Origin of the sequence: Dyadobacter endophyticus, from assembly GCF_014641595.1 — a bacterium.
GTDB lineage: Bacteria > Bacteroidota > Bacteroidia > Cytophagales > Spirosomataceae > Dyadobacter > Dyadobacter endophyticus.
In genome coordinates, this window is record NZ_BMIA01000001.1 from 2,002,939 (window position 1) to 2,023,816 (window position 20,878).

The window sequence follows — 20,878 nt, forward strand, 5'->3', positions numbered from 1 at the left end:
CTATCTTCTTAATCCTAATTTAATCAAATTAATCCATTTCTAGTTGGCTAAGGCCAGTTGCAATGGCTCAGGGCTTCTTATATCCTTTCGCCGCATCGTCCACGACCAGTACCCAGTCATGCCCGTATCCTGTCGTAGGCGGGACGAACTTGTTGACTGTATTGTTCTCGAATTTGCCTGCATCCCGAACCTTCCCGTTTCGAGGGTCGAACCAGAATGCTTCCAGGTGCGTGCCGGAAATTTTTCCGGGGTTGACAGAAAAAGACTTTCCGGCAGCCGTATATACAAACAGGTAATCCTTCCCCCGCGTAGCCTGCACGCGCTCGGCCGCGGGCAATGCATTTTCAGCGACAATCGATTGGTCAGGAATGCGGTCCGTAATCGGGCGAGACTCCATCAATTTCCGCACGTGTTTCATTTCCAAAGCGCCGGGTAGGTCGAGAGCCTGCTGCCAAAAGATATGCGGGCCATTCACCGCCTCGCGGTTAGGCGAGTACATTTGCCAGATATCGTGGCAGCCATACGTATGCCCGAATGCGCCCGCAAAAAGATCGAGGTAGGCCGATTTGCGCACATCATAGGCGCTCGACGTCCCGTTTTCCTTCGCATTGAAACACACCGGGTGGTCTTCATAAATAGGTTCCGCGTCGATTACCGGCTTCACGAGCGTGCGGTTGTACGAGCGCTGGATATTGTCATAAACCGGCGTATCGCGGCAGTGGCCGGTTTGGAACATATTGAAATCGAACCACTCGTCGTCGTGGAACCATTCGCTGGACCCTTCCTTGTTCGGCTGCGGGTGGTAGGTCATCAATACCTTATCATAGCCCCCTGCCCCTTCGGCAATTCCGGCGGCCATGGCACGCCAGATTTCTACATCGCGGCTGTCTTTCCGGGGCTGGCGGTCGCCGCCCAGTACCCATATGATGTTCGGCCTGGTTTTGTAGCGGTCGCCCAGCCACTTTCCGTACGTTTTCGCGTTGTTTTCATCGAAGATCTCCGGCCCCTTGCCCCAGGAGCTTTTGAAAACCTTGTCTCCCCAGGTAGGCAGGAAGGCGATTGTCAATCCATAAGCTGCCGCTTTGTCGATGATATAGTCGACATGTTTGAAATAGCTCTCATTCGGCTGCTTCGGGTTGTTATTCACCAGTGGTTTTTCACCATAGGGATTAGGTTCTGCCAGGCCATCGAATTCGGCCAATGCAACGGCCTGGATTACGGTAAAACCTTGTTCGGCGCGTTTTTGGAGGTAGTAATCGGCATCGGAACGGTCGAGGCGATGAAAAAGCTCCCACGCGGTGTCGCCGAGCCAGAAAAATGGTTTGCCTTCTTTGAGTAAAAAACGTTTGTTTTCACTTACCGTATAGTGTTGTGCGCGTACACCCGTGAGCGTACAGCAGAAGGCGGCCAGAATCAGGAGGCTGTTTGATTTCATCGAAAAACCGGATTTAGCTAAGTATGTTCAATCGATAAAGCCGAGAGCAACCGATTCTTAACATCCCGTATTTGAATAATCTAACAAAAAAATGAGCGACCCGGCTTATAGAGGTCTGTTGCAGTGAAATAGACCGCACGAAAATAATTTTCAGCCGGTCGATAAATTTAAGTTTCTCATTTTCAATATTTTACCAAAAATAGTTTCAGATTTTTGTATGATTATACGTAGAATAATTATTACCGTTTAGTAATTTATTTCATCGAAATGGCGATATATCACTAATATTGAAGTACTATTTTTACAAAATCCTAACCTGAACGTACCTCCTGATGAAAAGAATTTCTACATCTTCCGCTGTTGTCATTGCTATTTTACGGACATCCTCCTAATCAGGATAGTTTCCGACCCGTTATATACTGCTCATCAACATCCATTTCGACTGCACTTCATCGATACTGTCGCTAACCGGCAGAACAACGTCAATATTTTACATTATCCATCAATTAACCCATTTCATTTTATGGCTGAACCATTTCTATCTGAGATCCGGATGGTAAGTTTCAATTTCGCGCCGAAAGGCTGGGCGCTTGCCAATGGACAACTTCTCCCTATCAACCAAAACCAGGCTTTATTTGCCCTTTTGGGAACTACTTATGGTGGTAACGGGCAGACCAATTTTGCGTTGCCGGATTTCCGCGGCAGGGTACCCATTCACTTTGGCAACGGCCATGACCTCGGCGAGAAGGCCGGGCAGGAGGCTCACACGATTACGATGCAGGAGACGCCGCAGCACAACCACGTTGTTAATGCCATCGATTCGGGGCCTTCAAATTTAAATGATCCTACGGGCGCCTATCTGGCCAACACTTTGCCCAACAACTTTTATTCGACGGTCCCAGGTGCACTCGGAGCGCTCAATCCCGCGACTCTTTCGAACGTTGGTGGAAGCCAGGCACACAATAACCTGCAGCCTTTTCTGGTGATCAGCTTCTGCATTGCGCTGCAAGGAATTTTCCCGAGCCGTAACTAGGATCTGTCAGCTAATTCTATTCTTTCAACCAAAACAAAACCCCCAAAGTGTATGGCACAGCCTTATGTGGGAGAAATCAGACTATTTGCAGGTAACTTCGCACCCAACGGGTGGTTGTTCTGCGAAGGACAGACACTCCCAATATCTGAAAACGAAGTCCTTTTCCAATTGATAGGAACAACTTACGGCGGTGACGGCGAGGAAACTTTCCGCTTACCGGATATGCAGGGACGCCTGCCCGTTCACATGGGTACGCTCCCGGGCGGCAGCACCTATACCATCGGTGAAGCGGCCGGAACCGAAGAGGTCACCCTCACAATACAGCAGATTCCAGTGCATACGCACGCTTTTCAGGCGTCCGCCAATAGTGCCGATGTGGCAAGCCCCAAAAATGCTGTTATCGGGACTTCCAGCACGACAAACGGCTTTATTGTGAGCACGCCCGCTCAGCCGATGGCGGCGCAGGCTATCGCCCCGATTGGTGGCAGTCAGCCGCACACGAATGTGCAGCCTTTTTTGTGCGTCAATTTTATCATTTCCCTGTTCGGGATATTTCCATCGCAGACCTAGTCTTCGGCGACGGCCTATTATAGAACTCAAACCCAATCAATCAAAATGGATCCATTCGTAGCAGAGATAAGAATATTTCCTTTCAATTTCCCCCCCACCGGCTGGGCATTTTGTAACGGACAGCTTATGCCCATCTCGCAGAACACAGCATTGTTTTCATTGTTAGGAACCACTTATGGTGGTGACGGCAAATCCACGTTTGCGTTGCCCGATCTCCAGGGCAATGCACCCATGCAACCCGGCCAGGGTCCGGGACTTTCGCTGCGTGACCTTGGAGAGATGTCGGGTGAAGAAAGTGTGACATTGCTCCAAACCGAAATACCGTTCCATACCCACACGATGAATGCAGCACCAGAAGCTGCGGAAATCAAGACGCCCGCAGGCAGTGCGCTCGGATTTTCCACGCAGGGGAGTATTTATGCCACCGGGGCACCCAATGCGACGATGCACTTCCAGGCCCTGTCGACGTTCGGGAACAGTTTTCCGCACAATAATATGATGCCCTATATAACCGTGAATTTCTGTATCGCGTTACAAGGTGTTTTCCCGCAGCGCCCCTGACAGGCGCTGATCGGCATTTGATTATATTTTTCTGATTATCGATCAACAATGAAGCTTACCAATACCGCTCTTGCATTAAGGCCGATTACGTCAAAAGACGCTCCCTTCCTGAGGGAAGTCTATGCCAGTACAAGGGAAGCAGAGATGGAGAGGGTTCCGTCCTGGACTGATCTCATGAAAAAAGAATTCCTGAACAGCCAGTTCGAAGCACAGCACAATTACTATCAGAAAAACTATATCGGTGCCTATTTCTGGGTTATTGAATTTGAAAACAAAACCATCGGGAGGCTCTACCTCCACGAGAATTTTCAAGGGTTGGGTATGCGGATCATCGACATTAGTATCCTGCCCGAATTCCGGAACCGCGGGTTCGGCCAGGCTATTTTTAAAGACCTCATGAACAGGGCAGCAGACCTGGAAAGGCCGCTCACTATACATGTAGAAGCCGTTAATCCGGCCAAGAATCTGTATACCCGCCTTGGATTTAAAAAAATCAGTGAAACCAATGGAGTTTATCATTTAATGGAATGGAAACATACGATTTAAGCCAAATAACCGCAGCAGAATTTAAAGCGCTAACCGGCGAACCGGTGATCATCCATTTCGCAGAAAATTTTTCCCTGCCGTCCACCATTGTGGCCGTTAACAAACTGAATGGGTACACTCCCCTGGAAAGGAGCTCATTTTCAGTAGAGTTCCGGACCGATGGCGATCACAGGGTTATTGCACAGGGGATTTTCAAGGTCGTTCTTCCGGACGGAAAATACCTCGACATTTTTTTAGTTCCCATAGCTCAGGATCCGCTGGGCACGCGCTACGAAGCTGTTTTTTCTTAACCGGGCCGTCCGGGCCATCTCAACTTCCAATCCTATGATTCAAAAACTATTCTTCAAACTGAAACCATGAAAACTTTCTACTACTATCTGGCGGGCATTGCCCTGCTGGCGTCGGGGGCCGAAATGGTCAGCAAGCTTTCTGGTGACAAGCCAGCTTCCCAGGAATGGGTGGCGAAACCGGAAACCAAGTCCGACAAAAAATCACAAGAAAAAGTACCGTTTGCACGCGCGCGGAAAAAATCGGGCGCCAAAGCATTTCTCGCACCTAGCATTACCGCTACCAATACCGATGCCGTTATCAGTGGCGGAGCTACCGCAGGCGGCGTGCTTGAATACACGGTGGTGATCGCCAACGGCGGCCCGGATCCTGCCAATGGGACCACATTTACCGAAACCATCGACATCAACACCACGCTGGTTCCGGGATCGTTGGTAGCAAGCCCTATTGCCGTCAACGACAGCTATTCGACGATTGGGAACGTCGGGATTAGTATCGACGCTGGCTCGGGCCTTTTCGCTAACGACGTGAGTCCGGGCGGTACAGCGCTGAGCCTGAGCGGCTCCACGACCATTACCAGTACCGGCGGTGGTACCGCCACCGTTACAGCTGCAACCGGGGCATTCATCTACGAGCCGGCGGCAGGTTACACCGGTACCGATACATTCACCTATGTTATCCAGAATGGCTCCGGAATGACTTCCACGGCCACGGTAAGCGTTACCGTAGCGAATGCCATCTGGTTCATCGATGACAATGCAGCGCCCGGCGGTACGGGAACGCTGGCGAAGCCATTCAATAGCCTGGCCGCATTCCAAGCGATCAATATTGGGGGCGGAAACAATGCCAAAGACGGGCATTTTATATTTATTTACGCCGGGACCTACAACGGCGGTATTACCGTGCGTAATAACCAGACCGTATTCGGACAAGGAGCCGGTACCGCTGGATCCACGCTGCTCACACTTACCGGCCTTTCTGCGCCAAGCGGTAGCCCCTCGGTTCCCTTCCCTACCGTTAACGGCACCCGCCCAGACCTTACCAATAACAGCGGTAACGTGTTCAGCTTATCCGGCATAGCTACCGTACAGGGGCTAAACATCGGCAACAGCTCCGGTGCCAAATTCCAGAGTAGCGCTTCCGGATTGTTCACAGCAAGCCAGATCGACCTGACCGGTACCGGTCCCGCGCTGAATATTTCCAACAAAGCGCTGGCTGCTACTTTCGGCCAGGTATCGTCCACCGTTTCCAGCGGCACCGTCAGCCCGATCAAGCTTTCGACTGTTACCGGTAGCCTTACAATCGGTTCCGGAACGCTGACGGCGAACAACAGCACCAATGTACCGGCGTTAGACATTTCGGGCGGGATAACCCTTGCCGTAAACCTAACGGCGGTAAACGCAAACGGGGGCAATAAAGGGATGATCATTTCCGGTACCGCCGGTACTTTCCAGGTATCCGGTAGCGGAACTACCCTGGGAAGTGGAGGAACGATCCAGAATATCAGCCAGCGTGGTATCGAATTGCTGAATACGACCGGCATCACCCTCAAAAACATAAACCTGACCAACGCCAACACGACTGACGGCACGGAACCATCCGGCACACCCACCGACATGGCTAACGGAAATGCCAATGCGGCGGTACATGCACTGAATACCAACGGCCTGACGATGGACCGCATTATCATCAGCGGAACGGTGGCACAGGAAGGTATCAACCTGCGGGGGACCAGCAATTTCAACTTTACCAATGGTTCTGTCGGCTCTTCGGGCTCGGCAGGAAACTCGTTCGAAGGCTGTATTTTTGCGGTAAATACCGGCGGCACCAACACGATCACGAATTCAACTTTCACCGATCCGGGAGGCCGTGTAGCTTACTTCGCCAATTTCAGTACCAATATGGCATTGCTGACCGTCGACAACTCCACATTCCAGGATGCCGATGGCGCTGCCGGTCTGCAAGTGATCGGTTATGGCACTTCGAATATGAAGGTAAAGGTTCAGAACAATTCAAAATTCCTGAACTGCCGGACGGCCGGTGTTGAAGTATTTGCCAATGATAACTCGCTGATGACAGCCGAAATCAAAAACGCTACGGTCGATCCGGGCAGCGGTGTAGGCAGAGGTTTTGATGTTTCTGCTTTCAACAATGCTACGGCGAAATTCAATATTGAAAGCAATAGCGTGAAGCACAACGGCGGCATCGGGATCAACTCGTTTGCATCGGGGAATGGTTTTGTCGAGGGAACTATTAAAAGTAATACAACAAATAACTTACCCGGTTCTAATGCCGTATCTGGGATTGTCGCTTCGACAGAGGGGGTTACCGCGGGCGCTAACCAGCCCAGGGCTACCGTACTGATCCAGGGCAACACCGTTACGAATGTGCAGAACGTACATGGTATCAGTACGAGTGCAAACGTCAGGGGCGGCTCAACAAGTAATTTTACGCTTCTCAATAATAATGTTCAGTTAACCACGCCCATCGCTTTTTATGGTATCGACGTAAATGCACCCGGCGCTGCCCTGCCTGACGTTAACAACGCCATAATTTGCTCCAATGTGAGCGGCAATGCCGTCACACTGTCATCGCCTACGAACTTCGCCTATCGTGCCAGGTCCGGCAATGCCGGTGCGACAATACGTTCGCAGGGAACCGGTGCTACTGTCGTGAGTGTGTGGGATAATGGCGGTAATACACCGGCAGGCCGGGCTCTTCAAAGCGGTCCCGGGACATTTACCTTCAACGCAACCTGTGCGACTCCGGGTGCTCTCGACTTCTCCCGCGAGGGTGTTGTCGAAGTCTTGCAGGAAAAAGGATTGGTTACACCTGCAACCACTTCTGTCGAAGAACAAAAGACCGACGTAGCAATCGCAACGCCAGCCAACGAAGCCAAACCTGAGGTCGCAATCGCAACGCCTTCTACCCAACCCGTTATCGATGAGGTAACCGAACCTGTTTCTCCAAGCCCTGCCAGAACCGAGGCAACCCAGGCTGGTGAGACAGTAACGGTAAATGGCACAGGAAGCGGTTTCACGCTGCCTGCCGGCAAGAGCACGACCATCAAGTTCAGGGTCACTATCAACAATAACATTCCGGCTTCGGTTTGCCAGCTTTCGACACAGGGTACCGTTTCGGGCAGCAATTTCGCCAATGTGTTGACAGACGACCCGGACGTTGCAGGCTCGAACAACCCGACGGTTACAGCGGTGACCTCGACGCCCGTTATCACATTCTGCCCGGGCAACCAAACGCTATCTCCAGACCCGGGAACTTGTACGTCTACACAAACATTCGCGGCCACCGCGGACGGATGTCCGGCACCTACCATTACTTACTCGGTAGGCGGCAACCCGATCACATTCCCGTACGCATTCCCTGCCGGCCCGACGACTGTGCTCGTAACGGCTTCGAATGGCATCGGAACAGCACCTACCTGCTCGTTCACCGTAACGGTAACCCCTACCCCGGCACCGCCGATCACCGACGAGCCTGATGCGGCGACCATCTGCGCGGGCTCAGGCACGTCGTTCACCGTGGCCACTTCGCAGACAGGTGTAACTTACCAATGGCAGAAAAAACCATTCGGCGGCTCATTTGCGAACATTTCAACCGGTACAAACCCGACTGCCGACGACGCAACGCTGACGCTGACCAACGTACCGGCTTCGGATAACCTTTCGGAATACCGCTGTATCATTACCAACCCTTGCAACAACAGTACTTCCGCGGCAGCTGTATTGACCGTGAACCAGATCACCGGTTCGAGCATCGCGGGAACTACTACTGTGAACCAGGGAGCAGCGGCACCACTTGTTACATTCGGTGCTACCGGCGGTACATTGCCTTACACGTTTACGTATAAGATCAACAACGGATCGAACCTGACTGTAAGCACAACGGGTGTGAACACCTCTGCTACGGTTAGCCAGCCGACTACCACCGTCGGCGTGTTCACGTACGAGCTCGTGACTGTAACGGACGCGCAGAACTGTAGCCTGACACCGCCTTCGGCTCAAACTGCTACTGTGACCGTTGCCAATAACCTCACGGCGAACATTTCGGGCAGCACGACAGCCTGCCAGAACGACACTCAGCCTGTGATTACCTTTACAGCTGTCAATGGTATCGCGCCGTTTACATTTACCTACAAAATCAACGGCGGCTCCGACCAGCAGGTCACAACCACAGGTGTCAATACGAGTGCGACCGTGAATGTGCCAACCACTACGACCGGGACATTTATTTATTCGTTGACCAATGTCAGCGGCGCAGGCGGCGCTACGACCCCAATCGTTGGACAGACAGCAACCGTGAATGTCAACGAGAAACCGACCATTGCCCTGACCGGTGCCCAATATCTGTGTCAATTCTCGGCGGATCCTCAGACTTATACGGTTTTCTTCACGGCTACCCCGGGTGCTGTGATCACCACCGATAAAGGAACCGTTAGCGGCAACACCGTTATCAATGTTCCAAGCAAGCAGACGGCGATCATTGTTGCTACCCTCAACGGTTGCACGGATACGCTCACAGCTTTCAAAGACTGCTCGCTTCCGGTAACCCTGATCGATTTCAGCGGTGCAAGAGTTGAAAACACCATTGCACTGAAATGGAATACGGCGGAGGAAACCAATAGCGACCATTTCGATGTGCAGCGCAGCGGCGATGGTAAGAACTGGGCGACGATCGGTACCAAAAAATCGCAGGGTGAAAGCTACAAGCTGGTGAACTACGAGTTGGTTGACAAACAACCTGCGCAAGGTGATAACTTCTACCGCCTGAAAATGGTCGATGCCGATAAGACGTTCGCTTACAGCAAAATTATCAAAGTCGGTTTCGACGCCGCCGCATTGCTATCCGAGTTCTATCCAAACCCGGTTTCCGACATCCTCAACCTGAAAAGCACGGATTGGAACCAGGTTAAATCGGTGGAAATGCATAGCCTGACCGGACTTTCGGTTTACAAATCGGGCAAGGCTGTTTCGAAAACCATCGATGTGAAGAACCTGCCGGTAGGCATGTACATTCTGACGATCACGCACAAAAACGGTGAGGTTACCAACCGGAAAGTGCTTATCAACCGATAATTACGACACCAATTTGTTCTGAATGTGTTGTTTAGGTTAACTGTATCAGGCGGGGAGTTTCTCTCCGCCTGATTTTTTATATAGCAGCCTATTGTTTTGATTAGAGGGGTATTCCTCTAAATTTGAATTTTTACACTTCGAATGGCATCCTTGAAAACGCAGCAGAAACGGGAGATTGCGATCCATATCAGCATATGGGCAACTGTCCTGCTCCTGCCCTACCTGGTATCGTCGGCTGACGAAGGTTACAGAATCGGCGGGCTGCCGGCCGCTTACTTTATGCTTGCAGGGACAATCCACGCAGGGATCTTCTATTTCAATGCTTTTTACCTCTATCCCAAACTCGCGCATGGCTGGCGCTGGTGGCTGTATATCCCATGCTCGATGGTGTTGGTTATGGCTTCTTTCCCACTCAAATACCAGCTCGTCGCCCAATTGTTTCCCGAGGTCGTTCTCAAAAACTCGGCCGGCTTGATATTTGGCCCATCGGTATTGGTTTTCGCCGCTAGTCTGGTTTACCGGCGGGTCAGCGACGGAATCCGGAAAGAACGGGCACGGAAAGAATATGAGGCACAGCAGGTAGCGGCCGAGCTGAAATTCCTGCGGTCGCAGATAAATCCGCATTTCCTCTTCAACGTACTTACAAGCATGGTGGCACTGGCCCGGCAAAAGTCAGACCTGCTGGAAGACGCCTTACTACGCCTATCGGATCTCATGCGTTACATGACGTACGAATCGCAAGCCACCCGGGTAACCTTGGAGCAGGAAGCGGATTATCTGAAAAATTACATCGAGTTGCAAAAACTGCGTTTTTCTGACTCGGTTCGCATTGATGTTCAAATCCGGTTGGATCATGAAACCGCCGGGTTGCTCATCGAACCGATGCTGTTGATACCTTTCGTGGAGAATGCATTTAAATATGGTGCAACAGGGCTTGAAGATCCCTTTATTAATGTCCGCCTTGAAGCGGCCGGCGGCAAACTCACGTTATCCCTCGAAAACACCTACGATCCTGATCCGTTTAATGACAAGGACGGCAATTCGGGCATTGGGCTCGAAAATGTGAGGACACGCCTCAGACTGATCTATCCCGGAAACCATAGCCTTGTTGTCGGTGATGAAGGCACCGTGTTTCGGATCATATTTAACCTGAATTTACGATGATGCGATGCCTGGCCGTCGATGACGAAAAATTGGTGCTGGACCTGCTGGTAGATAATATCCGGCAAGTTCCGTACCTGACGCTGGTCAAAACGGCTCGTAATGCCATGGAAGCCATTGAAATACTCCAAACTGAACCGATAGACCTGCTTTTTCTGGATATTCAAATGCCGCGCCTCAGCGGATTACAGTTTCTGAAAAGCCTCCCGGACCCTCCTTTGGTGATCCTGGTAACGGCTTATGACAAATATGCACTGGAAGGCTTCGAACTGAATGTGGTCGATTATTTGCTCAAACCGGTGAGTATGGAGCGATTTATGAAAGCCTGTAACCGGGCCCTCGAATTGTTTCAACTCAGACAAAAAACGCCGGTCGCCACTTCGACGCCAACCGCATTGCCCGATTTCTTTGTGAATGTCGAATACTCGCTGGTCAAAATAGTAGCGGCTGATGTGGCTTGGGTCGAGGGGTTGAAGGATTATGTTAAAATCCATCTTTCGTCGGCCGCCAAGCCCGTCATTACCCGCATGACTTTCAAAGCACTGGAAGAAAAACTCCCTGAGCCGGCCTTCGTCCGTACCCACAAATCGTACCTGGCAGCTACCCAAAAAATCACCGTCGTTAAGCGAGATTTTGTCATGATCGGCGCTGCGGAAATTCCGGTTAGCGAGCACTACAAAGACAACCTTCGAAAGATCCTGAACATTTCGGCCGAATAGTCGTCGCAGGATTTTACCGTTTCGTCGCAGGCATTAGCGGCGGCGTCTACTCTCCCTGAAATGCATGGGGGCATACCATAGCTTTGGTCAAAAAACAAACAAAGCCATGATTTCCAATGCATTTACATCCAGACTCATCCTAATGGCGGGCAGCCTGCTCTTCGCGCTCTCCGCCCGGGCCCAGACCCGCATCACCGGAGAAGTGGCCGGTCCGCTTGGTGACGCTATCCCCGGTGCCCACATCCGCATTAAAGGCTCGCAATCGGGCGCAGTGGCAGATTCGCTTGGCGTGTTCGGCTTCGAAACTACCTTGCGTGGCAAACAGACATTAATCATCTCCTCACTCGGTTTCAAAACGCAGCAGCAGCCGATAACCCTCGCCGACAGTTCTGTTAGGCTGTCTATTACCCTCGACGACACAGCCAATACCCTCGAAGCGGTGACCATCAGTGCCGGCAGCTTCGAAGCCAGCGACAAAGCCAAAGGTGCTTCGCTCACGCCCATCGACGCATACACAGTGGCCGGCAATGGCGGCGACATTTCCAATGCATTGCGGTCGCTCCCGGGCGCGCAGCAGGTCGGCGAACGCGAGGGGCTGTTTGTGCGCGGTGGTACCAATGAGGAAACCCGGATGTTCGTCGACGGCACACTCATGAAAAACCCCAACTACGCCTCCGTGCCGGGCATCATGCAGCCGGCCCGCATTAACCTGTTTTTGTTCAAAGGCGTACTGTTCAACACCGGCGGCTATTCGGCATTGTACGGCCAGGCTATGAGCAGCGCATTGATCCTGGAAAGCATCGATCTGCCCGAAAAAAGCTCCGCCAATTTCAGCGTGTTTCCTTCAAACCTCGGGGCCGGTTTCCAGCATTTGTCCAAATCGGGCCGGAACAGTTACGGAGGAGGCGTCGCTTACAGTAATCAGGGTTTGTATAACAAAGTCGTACCGCAGCGTCCCGATTATTACCGCGGGCCTGAGTACCGCAGCGTTAATGCGAATGCCCGCTTCAAAACCGGTAAAAGCGGAATGTTGAAAGCGTATGTAGCCTATGCCGAAAGCAACATCGGTATGCGTAACCCCGATACCGACAGCGCGTCGCTCCGCTCCGATTTCAGGATCAAGAACCCGAATATTTATGGAACCGCAAGCTACCGGACAGACCTCGGGACCGACTGGCGCCTTGACGCAGGCATTGCGTACACATTTGACCAAAACACCATCCATAACCGCCTGCTCAACATCAACAACGAGCCCGTAACCATCCCCAATGCCCCATTTTCAGCCAAAAACAGCGACGCAACCCGCAATTCGCATTTCGCGCAGGGACGTGCGGTACTCACGCGCCACTTTGAGCGCAACCAGTCATTGCGGTTCGGAGGGGAGACGTTTTATTTCGATGATACCCAAACCTATAATGGTGCCCAAAACCTGCTTCGCGATCAACTATCGGCTGCTTTTGTTGAAACTGATATTCATATCGGCGGGCATGTCGCATTCCGGCCAGGCTTGCGGTGGGAGTATTCGAGCCTCTTGCGCAAAGCGGTACTCGCTCCGCGCGCGAGCCTGGGTTATCGGCTTGGCGCGGGCAGTCAGCTGAACCTGGCCTACGGCATTTTTTATCAAAAACCCGAAAACAGGTATCTTTTTCAAAATCGGCAACTTGGCTTTTCACGGGCGGAGCACTATGTGCTGAACTATTCTAAAAAGGCCAATAACCGGTTTTTCAGGACGGAGGTTTATTATAAAAAATACAACGACCTGGTAAAGACGTTGCCCGGAATTCGCCTCGGAGGCGACGGCTATGCGCGCGGATTGGAGCTTTTCTGGCGGGATAAAAAGACCGTTCGCAACCTGGACTATTGGCTGACTTACACTTACCTCGATACGAAGCGCAACTACCTGGATTATCCCGAGCGCATCAGGCCGTCGTTCACAAGCCCGCATACATTCACGATCGCAATCAAGCGGTTTTTCCAGGAAATCAGCACCAATGTCAATGTCTCGTACTCCTGCGCGGCCGGGCGACCGTACTATGATATTCGCGCAGGAGACGACGCCGGTACGCGCATCTACGATTCAGGCACCGCCCGCGCTTACAATGTCCTTAACCTGCACGTATCGAAAATGATGTCTTTTTTCAAGAAATCGAAATTCAGGGATTATTCGGGGTTCGCATTCGGCGCCAACAATATTCTCGGCACAAAACAGGTGTTTGGCTACAACTACGCGTACGACGGCAGTTTCAAAACCCCCATTACCCTACCCGCCACACGCTTCTACTTCGTGGGCGTGTTCATGAGCCTCGGCATCGACCGCACCGAAGACCTCCTCGACCAAAATCCTTGATACCATTCAATTATCCATTACCAATCATTCATTGTCAACTAACAAACATCATGAAAACGCCCATCACCACCATCCTGCTCATTTGCACCGCTGCATTCACATTTGCTCAAAACGGGGATTACAAGGCCGAGTTAGAAGTTTCCATAAAAAAACTGGATCAGGCCAAATCGGTCAGCGACTTCCAGGGCCTCGAAAAAACGCTCGTCCAGCTCGCCAATACCCAGAAAACCGAATGGCTACCGTACTACTACGCCGCTTTTTGTAATGCCAAAATTGGTTTTCTTCTGCAAGACGACGGCGAAAAGATCGAGCCTTACAGCGTCCGGGGCGAGGCGCAGATCAAGCGAAGCGAGTCGCTAGCGAAGGGCGACAGCAAGGCATTAGCGGAAATTTATGTCGTGCAGGCGATGATTTACCGCACCAAGGTTTTCATCAGCCCGATGACCATGGGCAGGCAATTCGGGCCTCTTTCCGACCAGTTTTTAAAGAAAGCCCAAAAGCTGGACGCCGAAAACCCGCGCGCCATTTACCTCGAAGCCTGGACGAAGTACTACACGCCCAAATTGTGGGGCGGCGACAAGGATTTGGCCAAAGAACTCGCCGGAAAAGCCATTCAGAAACTCCCGGCAACTACATTCAGCGTAATGCCGCATTGGGGCAAAGCCGAAAGCGAGACGCTGCTCCGGTAGCTATCATACTTCATCATTGTTTCACTTAAACTTTAAAGACCATGTTTTTCGGATTATTGATTTTCGCACGCATTCTTTTTGTGGCCTGTATGGTTTTCATCATCGGCTACATTTATGGACCGTTCTCCCAACGCCGCGGTCTCACGATCGCCGCACGTGTCGCAGCAATCGCGGTCATCTTCGCATTTATCATGATGAACATCTTTGCTTTTCGTGCCGGGTCGTTCCGCGGAGGGTACGCTCGCCACCACGCGCATTGGGAACATTGCGACGACCATCCCGCGACGGTGGAAACAAAACCATAGACAATCCCATTGGAACCTTAGCGCCCTGCCTCACCGCAGGGCGTTTTTTATTGCCCTACCCCAAAATCCCCCAATATTTTACCGGGATAATGTAAAAAACAGCCGGATTAAGCGCCCCATTAATGGTTTGTTAACCATTTCTTAATTAGCCCCCGATTACTTTGACCCCACGGTTCGGCCGACCGCTTTTCATGCATTTAAACGAACAGGAACTTAACCCTACGGTATGAACAAACAACTTCTATCAAAACCCCTGTGCAGGCACCGCGCCCGGACGGCGCTCTGGCGCGGGTGCATTGCATTATGTGTAATGCTGCTCGTACAGGCAGGCGCATTGGCACAATCGGCCGCGGATGAAACACTCATTAGCGGCGAAGTGAAGGACGAGAAAAGCGACGCCATTCCCGGCGCGAGCATTGTGTTGCAAGGCACCACGAAAGGTACCACCACTGATGCCAATGGAAAATTTTCGCTCTCCGTTCCCAAATCGGGCTCGGTTATTATTGCGAGTTTTTTGGGTTACAAAAGGCAGGAAATAGCTGTCGGTGGCCGGACAAACTTTGATGTTCAACTCGAACTCAGTACGGACGAGTTACAAGAAGTGGTCGTAGTCGGCTACGGTACCCAGCGCAAGCAGACGCTCACCGGCGCTATTTCGAACATCGTTTCGGAGCAGATCAAAACTACGACGCACACGAGCCTGGCGCAAAGCCTGCAAGGCAAAGTGGCCGGTGTGCAGATCCGCCAGAACTCTGGCGAACCCGGTTCTTTCAGCACGAACATCAATATACGCGGCTTTGGAGAGCCGTTGTATGTGGTCGACGGTGTGGCGCGCGATGGCGGGTATGAGTTCCAGAAGATCAATCCGGACGACATCGAAAGCATTTCGGTGCTGAAAGATGCTTCGGCGGCGATTTTCGGTATCCGTGCGGGGAATGGTGTGGTGATCGTCACCACGAAAAAGGGCAAGCAAGGTAAGCCACAGTTCAGCTACAATATGGTATACGGCCGCCAAAGCCCGACCGATGTCCCCAAAATGACGAGCGCATTGCAATGGGCCGAAATGCGTAACGACGCGGCGAAGAACCTGGGCGAAAACCCGGTGTTCTCTCCCGAGGAAATCGAGAAATTCCGCAGCGGTGCGCCGGGTTACCAGGGCACAGATTGGTATAAGGAAACTTTGAACAAATCGGCGGGCCAGCAGCAGCATTTCATTTCCGCATCCGGCGGAGAAGGCGTGGTGAACTACTTCACCAGTTTTGGTTACCAAAAGGAAAACGGTTTGCTCAAAAGCGGCGACATGGGTTACCAGAAGTACACCTTCCGCTCGAATATTGGCATTGATCTAACCAAAAACCTGAAAGCGGACCTAATCCTCTCGGGGCTGTTCGATAGACGGGAGCAGCCGGGTGATAACTTTTTTAACATCTATAAAGGAACCCGCATTGCATTGCCTACCGAGCGCCCCTATGCCAACGACAACCCGAAATACCCCGCATTACTCAGCGGCGGCTACAACCCGGTGGCGCTGGCCGACAGGAGTCTGACCGGCTACTCGCAGGAGGTGAATAAGTTCTTCCAGTCGACATTTGCATTAACCTACACTGTCCCATTCGTTCCGGGATTGCGTATCAAGGGTTTGGTCGCTTACGACAGCAATAACTACCGCGCCAAATCGGTTTCGAAGGCTTATAACCTTTATACCTACGACGCAGCGACCGACAAATACACCGCGCATGCGCAACGTAACCCGTCGCGGATCGGCAACAACTTCACGGATAACAACCGCATTACCTTCCAGGGGCAGCTGTTTTATAATACGGTAATCGCCAAAAACCATAACCTCGGCGCGACGCTGGTGTACGAGCAGCAGGAATCGCACAACCGCTGGGCGGGTCTCGGCCGCGAATATGCATTCTTTACCAACGACCAGATCGACCAGGCGGGACTGAACAACCAGACTACCAGCGGCTCGGAGTCGGAATATGCGAGCCAGTCGTATGTAGGCCGATTGAATTATGATTTCAAGGAAAAATACCTGCTTGAAATCGCTGCGCGCTATGATGGTTCATACCGCTACCATCCCGACCGCCGCTGGGGTTTGTTTCCCGTAGTTTCTGCAGGTTGGCGGGTTTCGGAGGAAGCATTTTTGAAACGCATTCCCATCATTTCAAATCTGAAACTGAGGGGTTCGTATGGCCTCGTGGGTGCCGATGCCGGTGCGCCATTCCAATATGTACCCGGCTTCTCGCTCACCGGTGGTGGCGGGTATGAGTTTACCAACGGCAACTACACTACCGGCGCGGCCTCCCCGGCGATCGTGAACGAAAAGCTGACCTGGTTCAAGTCGAACATCCAGGACATTGGTATCGACCTCGGTCTTTGGGATAACAAAATCGATGTAACTTTCGACATTTACCAGCGCGACCGTAAAGGCCTGCTCGCGCGCAGGAATGTTTCGCTGCCCAATACATTCGGAGGCACATTGCCCGAGGAAAACCTGAATAGCGACCGCGTACGAGGCATTGAATTTTCGGCTGCTTACAATGGTCAGATCCGTGATTTCAAATACGGCATTTCGGGTAACTTCAACTTCGCCCGCACGCAGAACCGCTATGTGGAGCGCGGCGAGTTCCTGAGCAGCATGGACAAATGGCGCGGCGGCGCAACCAACCGCTGGAACGACGTGGTATGGGCTTACCAGCTCGAAGGCCAGTTCCAGAGCAAGGATGAAGTCATTTATGCGCCCATCCAGAACGGCGACCTCGGCAATACCCGGGAGCTTCCCGGTGATTTCAAGTACAAGGATGTGGACGGCAACGGCATTATCGATGGCAACGACGCGATACCGTTGTTCTTCGGCGGCGATCCTAAAATGTATTATGGTGTGACTTTGAATGCTTCGTGGAAAGGTTTCGATTTCACGGCATTGTTCCAGGGATCGGGCAAGTACAGCGTGCGCTTCCGGGAGGTGTATGCAGAAGTCTTCGCATTCCGCGGCAACACGCCCGAGTATTTCTATGACAGATGGCACCAGTCGCCCGACGGCCAGTGGATCCCCGGCGAATGGCCTGCTTCCCGCTTCAATTACAATGTGGGTGCGATGTACGCCGAAAGCGGTGCGTGGCGGAAGGATGCTTCCTACCTGCGTTTCAAGAGCGCGCAGCTGGGCTATACATTCAATTTGCCCTGGTTGAAAAAGATCGGGATCAACGATGTGCGGGTGTATGGCAATGCGCATAACATCTTCACCTGGGCCGATTCGTTCGTGAAGCCTTTCGATCCTGAGAAAGTGGAAGGGTTGTTCGGAGCGGGGCTTACCTACCCGGTGACGAGAAGCTACAACTTCGGGATCAATCTCAAATTTTAATATTACTTGATAATGAGCTATTTAAAAAAGACCCTAACGCTGTTGTTAGTGCTCGTGGCGATGAGCTGCGGCGATGTACTCGACAAACAGCCGCTCGATAAGTTGCAGGGAGAGAACCTGTTCTCCAACCCCGAGGGCGTGAAACTATATATGGCCAACCTCTACTACCAGCTGCCGATCGAGGATTTCACATTCTTCCGGCAGGGCTTCAACTGGAACACCGGCGACCCGAACAACGGCGGGTTCGCGCCGGCCATGTCGACCGACGAGGCCGTGCATACCGAGTTCGGTGATTTTATTGGAGATGGTGATTTTCAATGGTGGGACCAGGGCTATAAGCTCATCCGCGACGTAAATATCCTGATCGACATTATCCCTACCCTCGACATTACCGACGACGAGCGCAAAGCATTGATCGGAGAAAGTTCATTCATCCGCGCCTATGCCTATTTCGCGCTGGTGAAGCGCTACGGCGGCGTTCCGCTCATCACCTCGGTACAGAAGTACGACGGCGACGTGGAAGCCCTGAAAGTACCCCGCAGCACCGAAAAGGAAACCTGGGATTTTGTACTGAAAGAATGCGATACGGCTATCGGCAACCTTGGCGACTCGTGGCCGGCCGGTGAGCGCCGCGCGACCAAATGGGTAGCCTATGCCCTGAAATCACGCGCGGCATTGCATGCAGCCTCCCTGGCCAAATACGCAGACCGCGCCCCGATCTCCGGAACAGCCGTGGACCAGAAGCTGGTCGGATTGGACAAAGCAGCTGCGGCAGAGTTTTACAAAGCAGCCATAGACGCTTCGGAAGCGATAATTAGTTCGGGTAAATTTAATTTATACAAACCCTCGCCTACTACGCCCGAGGAAGCTGCCAACAACTACCGGCTGCTTTTCGAAGATCCCAACAATGCGCCGGAAGAGGTGATTTTCATCAAGGGTTATGCCAGACCCGGCTCCGGTACCGGCCACAACTACGGCATCTGGTACCAGCCCAACCAGACCGCCAACGGTTGGCCGCACCCGGGCCGCATGAACCCGACGCTCGAACTGATGGACGTCTACGAAAGCTACGACAAGCCCGGCGAAAGCGCTCCGCTAGCCACCTCAGCCACCACGAACGACCTGACCGATTATACAGGTTTCAATGCGTCCAAACAATACAAAAGGTTTGATAGCGAAAACGATATTTTCAAAGGAAAAGACGCGCGCATGTGGGCGACGATGATCCTGCCCGGCACGAGCTGGAAAGGCCAGAAGATCGTGATCCAGGCTGGTTTCATCAAACCCGACGGATCAACGCAGATCATGGGGGGCGACCCGTTCACGCATGGTGGCACGACTTACTACACCTATGGCGCATCCGATCGAACGAAATACTCCGGCTTCGATACCTGGGGTGGTAATAATACCCGCACCGGCGTGAGTTTCAAGAAGTTTTTGAATGAGGGATTGAATATTGCGCCGGGCTGGAACCAATGCGTGACCGATTTCGCCGATTTCCGCTATGCCGAAATCCTGCTAAATTATGCCGAGGCGATCGCTGAAAGCGGCACGGGCGACAAAGTAAAGGGCGCGAGAGCATTGAATGACATTCGTCGCAGGGCCGGCCATAAGACCGAAATTCAACTCACGATCACCAATGTGATCCGCGAAAGAAGGGTCGAGCTCGCGTTCGAGAACAAGCGTTTCTGGGACCTGATCCGCCGTCGTGAGTACCACACGGTGTTCAACAACACGATGCGCCATGCATTGCTGCCTATCCTCGACCTGCGCGTTACGCCTGCAAAGTATATTTTCGTGCGCGTCAATGTGCCACGCAGCAACCCGTCCACATTCGATTACCGCCAGTATTACCGCTCCATCCCGGGCATCGGGGCGAACGGTCTGGTTCAGAATCCGCAGTATTAACAGGCTGTAAGCTTTAAGCAATAGGCTATATGCTCACGCTTGTGTACGAAAAAAGCCAAAAGCTTAAAGCTTACAGCATACAGCTTAAAGCAAAAACCCCATTTAAACAATGAAACAAATAATCACCTATACTTCCGCCCTGCTTCTGCTTTTTGGCGTAGTGGGATGCGGCGTCGATAATTACCCGGCGCCCGATTCGCAATTGTACGGTACTTTTCTGGACGCCGAAACCAATGAGCCTGTGGAGCAGGACATCATCCGGGGCAGCACCATCGAATACATCGAACATGGTTACGCCTCGCAGACCAAGCAGACGATGATCATTAAAAACGACGGCACCTACCGCAATAACCTGATCTTCGCGAACACGTACACGATCACGCCCGTACGCGGGAACTTCGTGCCAGTGGCGGCACAGGAAGTAACCGTCAAAGGCGAAACAAACCTGGATTTCAAGGTTCAGCCTTACATTCGCGTGAAGGAAGCCAGCATTGAAAAGGTAGGAACAAAAGTCATCGCCAAATTCAAATTGCAGCAAACCGTGATGAATAATGTCAGAAAGATCGGCTTGTATGCGCACCCGGAACCGTCCGTGGGCGAGCCTATGCGCGTGGCGCTGGCGGAGCAGGAAATCAACGGCGCGATCGACCCGAATAAGGTGTACCAGCTGGAAATCGATATTCCCTCTAACAGCAATGTATTGAAGGCGGGTAATCAATATTTCTTCCGTGCGGGGGGGATTATCGATGCGCCTGAGTCGAAGTTTAATTATGCCAAAGCGGTAAGGGTTGCATTGTAAAAAAGGCCGCGTAGCGGCCCGCTGAAAACCTCCCTTTTACGTACCTAATTTGAC

15 protein-coding genes are annotated in these 20,878 nt (G+C 52.2%); 14 read left to right on the top strand and 1 reads right to left on the bottom strand.

All coding sequences use genetic code 11. From position 1 onward, the window contains the following. Positions 1-67: 67 nt before the first annotated feature. Entirely contained in the window at positions 68-1,435 is a 1,368-nt protein-coding gene (locus IEY24_RS08320) for a glycoside hydrolase family 140 protein (RefSeq protein ID WP_188930506.1), read from the bottom strand. A gap of 523 nt (positions 1,436-1,958) precedes the next feature. On the opposite strand from IEY24_RS08320, the gene IEY24_RS08325 reads away from it, so the two are divergent. From IEY24_RS08325 to IEY24_RS08390, 14 genes are all read left to right on the top strand, one after another. Continuing rightward, on the top strand, positions 1,959-2,468 hold the full coding sequence (locus IEY24_RS08325; protein ID WP_188930508.1) for a phage tail protein: 510 nt from the start codon (positions 1,959-1,961) through the stop codon (positions 2,466-2,468). A gap of 51 nt (positions 2,469-2,519) precedes the next feature. Next, positions 2,520-3,038, top strand: coding sequence for a phage tail protein (locus tag IEY24_RS08330; RefSeq protein WP_188930510.1), 519 nt, complete (start codon positions 2,520-2,522; stop codon positions 3,036-3,038). 45 nt (positions 3,039-3,083) lie between these two features. Beyond that, entirely contained in the window at positions 3,084-3,599 is a 516-nt protein-coding gene (locus IEY24_RS08335; protein WP_188930512.1) for a phage tail protein, read from the top strand. 48 nt (positions 3,600-3,647) lie between these two features. After that, positions 3,648-4,145: a GNAT family N-acetyltransferase gene (locus IEY24_RS08340; protein ID WP_188930514.1), complete on the top strand. Its 498-nt coding sequence runs from the start codon at positions 3,648-3,650 to the stop codon at positions 4,143-4,145. Beyond that, on the top strand, positions 4,127-4,435 hold the full coding sequence (locus tag IEY24_RS08345; protein ID WP_188930516.1) for a DUF6916 family protein: 309 nt from the start codon (positions 4,127-4,129) through the stop codon (positions 4,433-4,435). The genes IEY24_RS08340 and IEY24_RS08345 overlap by 19 nt, the downstream gene beginning before the upstream one ends. A gap of 66 nt (positions 4,436-4,501) precedes the next feature. Beyond that, positions 4,502-9,526 carry an Ig-like domain-containing protein gene (locus IEY24_RS08350; protein WP_188930518.1) on the top strand — a complete coding sequence of 1,675 codons (5,025 nt, stop codon included), beginning with the start codon at positions 4,502-4,504 and terminating at the stop codon, positions 9,524-9,526. 141 nt (positions 9,527-9,667) lie between these two features. Continuing rightward, the gene (locus IEY24_RS08355; protein WP_188930520.1) at positions 9,668-10,690 is read left to right on the top strand and encodes a sensor histidine kinase; all 1,023 of its coding nucleotides are present in this window, start codon (positions 9,668-9,670) and stop codon (positions 10,688-10,690) included. Beyond that, positions 10,687-11,406: a LytR/AlgR family response regulator transcription factor gene (locus tag IEY24_RS08360; protein WP_188930522.1), complete on the top strand. Its 720-nt coding sequence runs from the start codon at positions 10,687-10,689 to the stop codon at positions 11,404-11,406. Before IEY24_RS08355 ends, IEY24_RS08360 begins: the two co-directional genes overlap by 4 nt. 106 nt (positions 11,407-11,512) lie before the next feature. Further along, positions 11,513-13,753 (top strand): TonB-dependent receptor, encoded by a 2,241-nt coding sequence (locus IEY24_RS08365; RefSeq protein WP_188930524.1) that lies wholly within the window; start codon positions 11,513-11,515, stop codon positions 13,751-13,753. Between the two features lie 50 nt (positions 13,754-13,803). Next, on the top strand, positions 13,804-14,442 hold the full coding sequence (locus tag IEY24_RS08370) for a hypothetical protein (RefSeq protein ID WP_188930526.1): 639 nt from the start codon (positions 13,804-13,806) through the stop codon (positions 14,440-14,442). Between the two features lie 41 nt (positions 14,443-14,483). Next, positions 14,484-14,747: a hypothetical protein gene (locus IEY24_RS08375; protein ID WP_188930528.1), complete on the top strand. Its 264-nt coding sequence runs from the start codon at positions 14,484-14,486 to the stop codon at positions 14,745-14,747. Between the two features lie 226 nt (positions 14,748-14,973). Then, complete coding sequence (locus IEY24_RS08380; protein WP_188930530.1) at positions 14,974-18,117, top strand: SusC/RagA family TonB-linked outer membrane protein; 3,144 nt, start codon at positions 14,974-14,976, stop codon at positions 18,115-18,117. A gap of 12 nt (positions 18,118-18,129) precedes the next feature. After that, the gene (locus tag IEY24_RS08385; protein ID WP_188930532.1) at positions 18,130-20,025 is read left to right on the top strand and encodes a RagB/SusD family nutrient uptake outer membrane protein; all 1,896 of its coding nucleotides are present in this window, start codon (positions 18,130-18,132) and stop codon (positions 20,023-20,025) included. Between the two features lie 109 nt (positions 20,026-20,134). After that, positions 20,135-20,824, top strand: a complete 690-nt coding sequence (locus IEY24_RS08390) for a DUF3823 domain-containing protein (protein WP_188930534.1) — start codon at positions 20,135-20,137, stop codon at positions 20,822-20,824. Positions 20,825-20,878 lie beyond the last annotated feature (54 nt).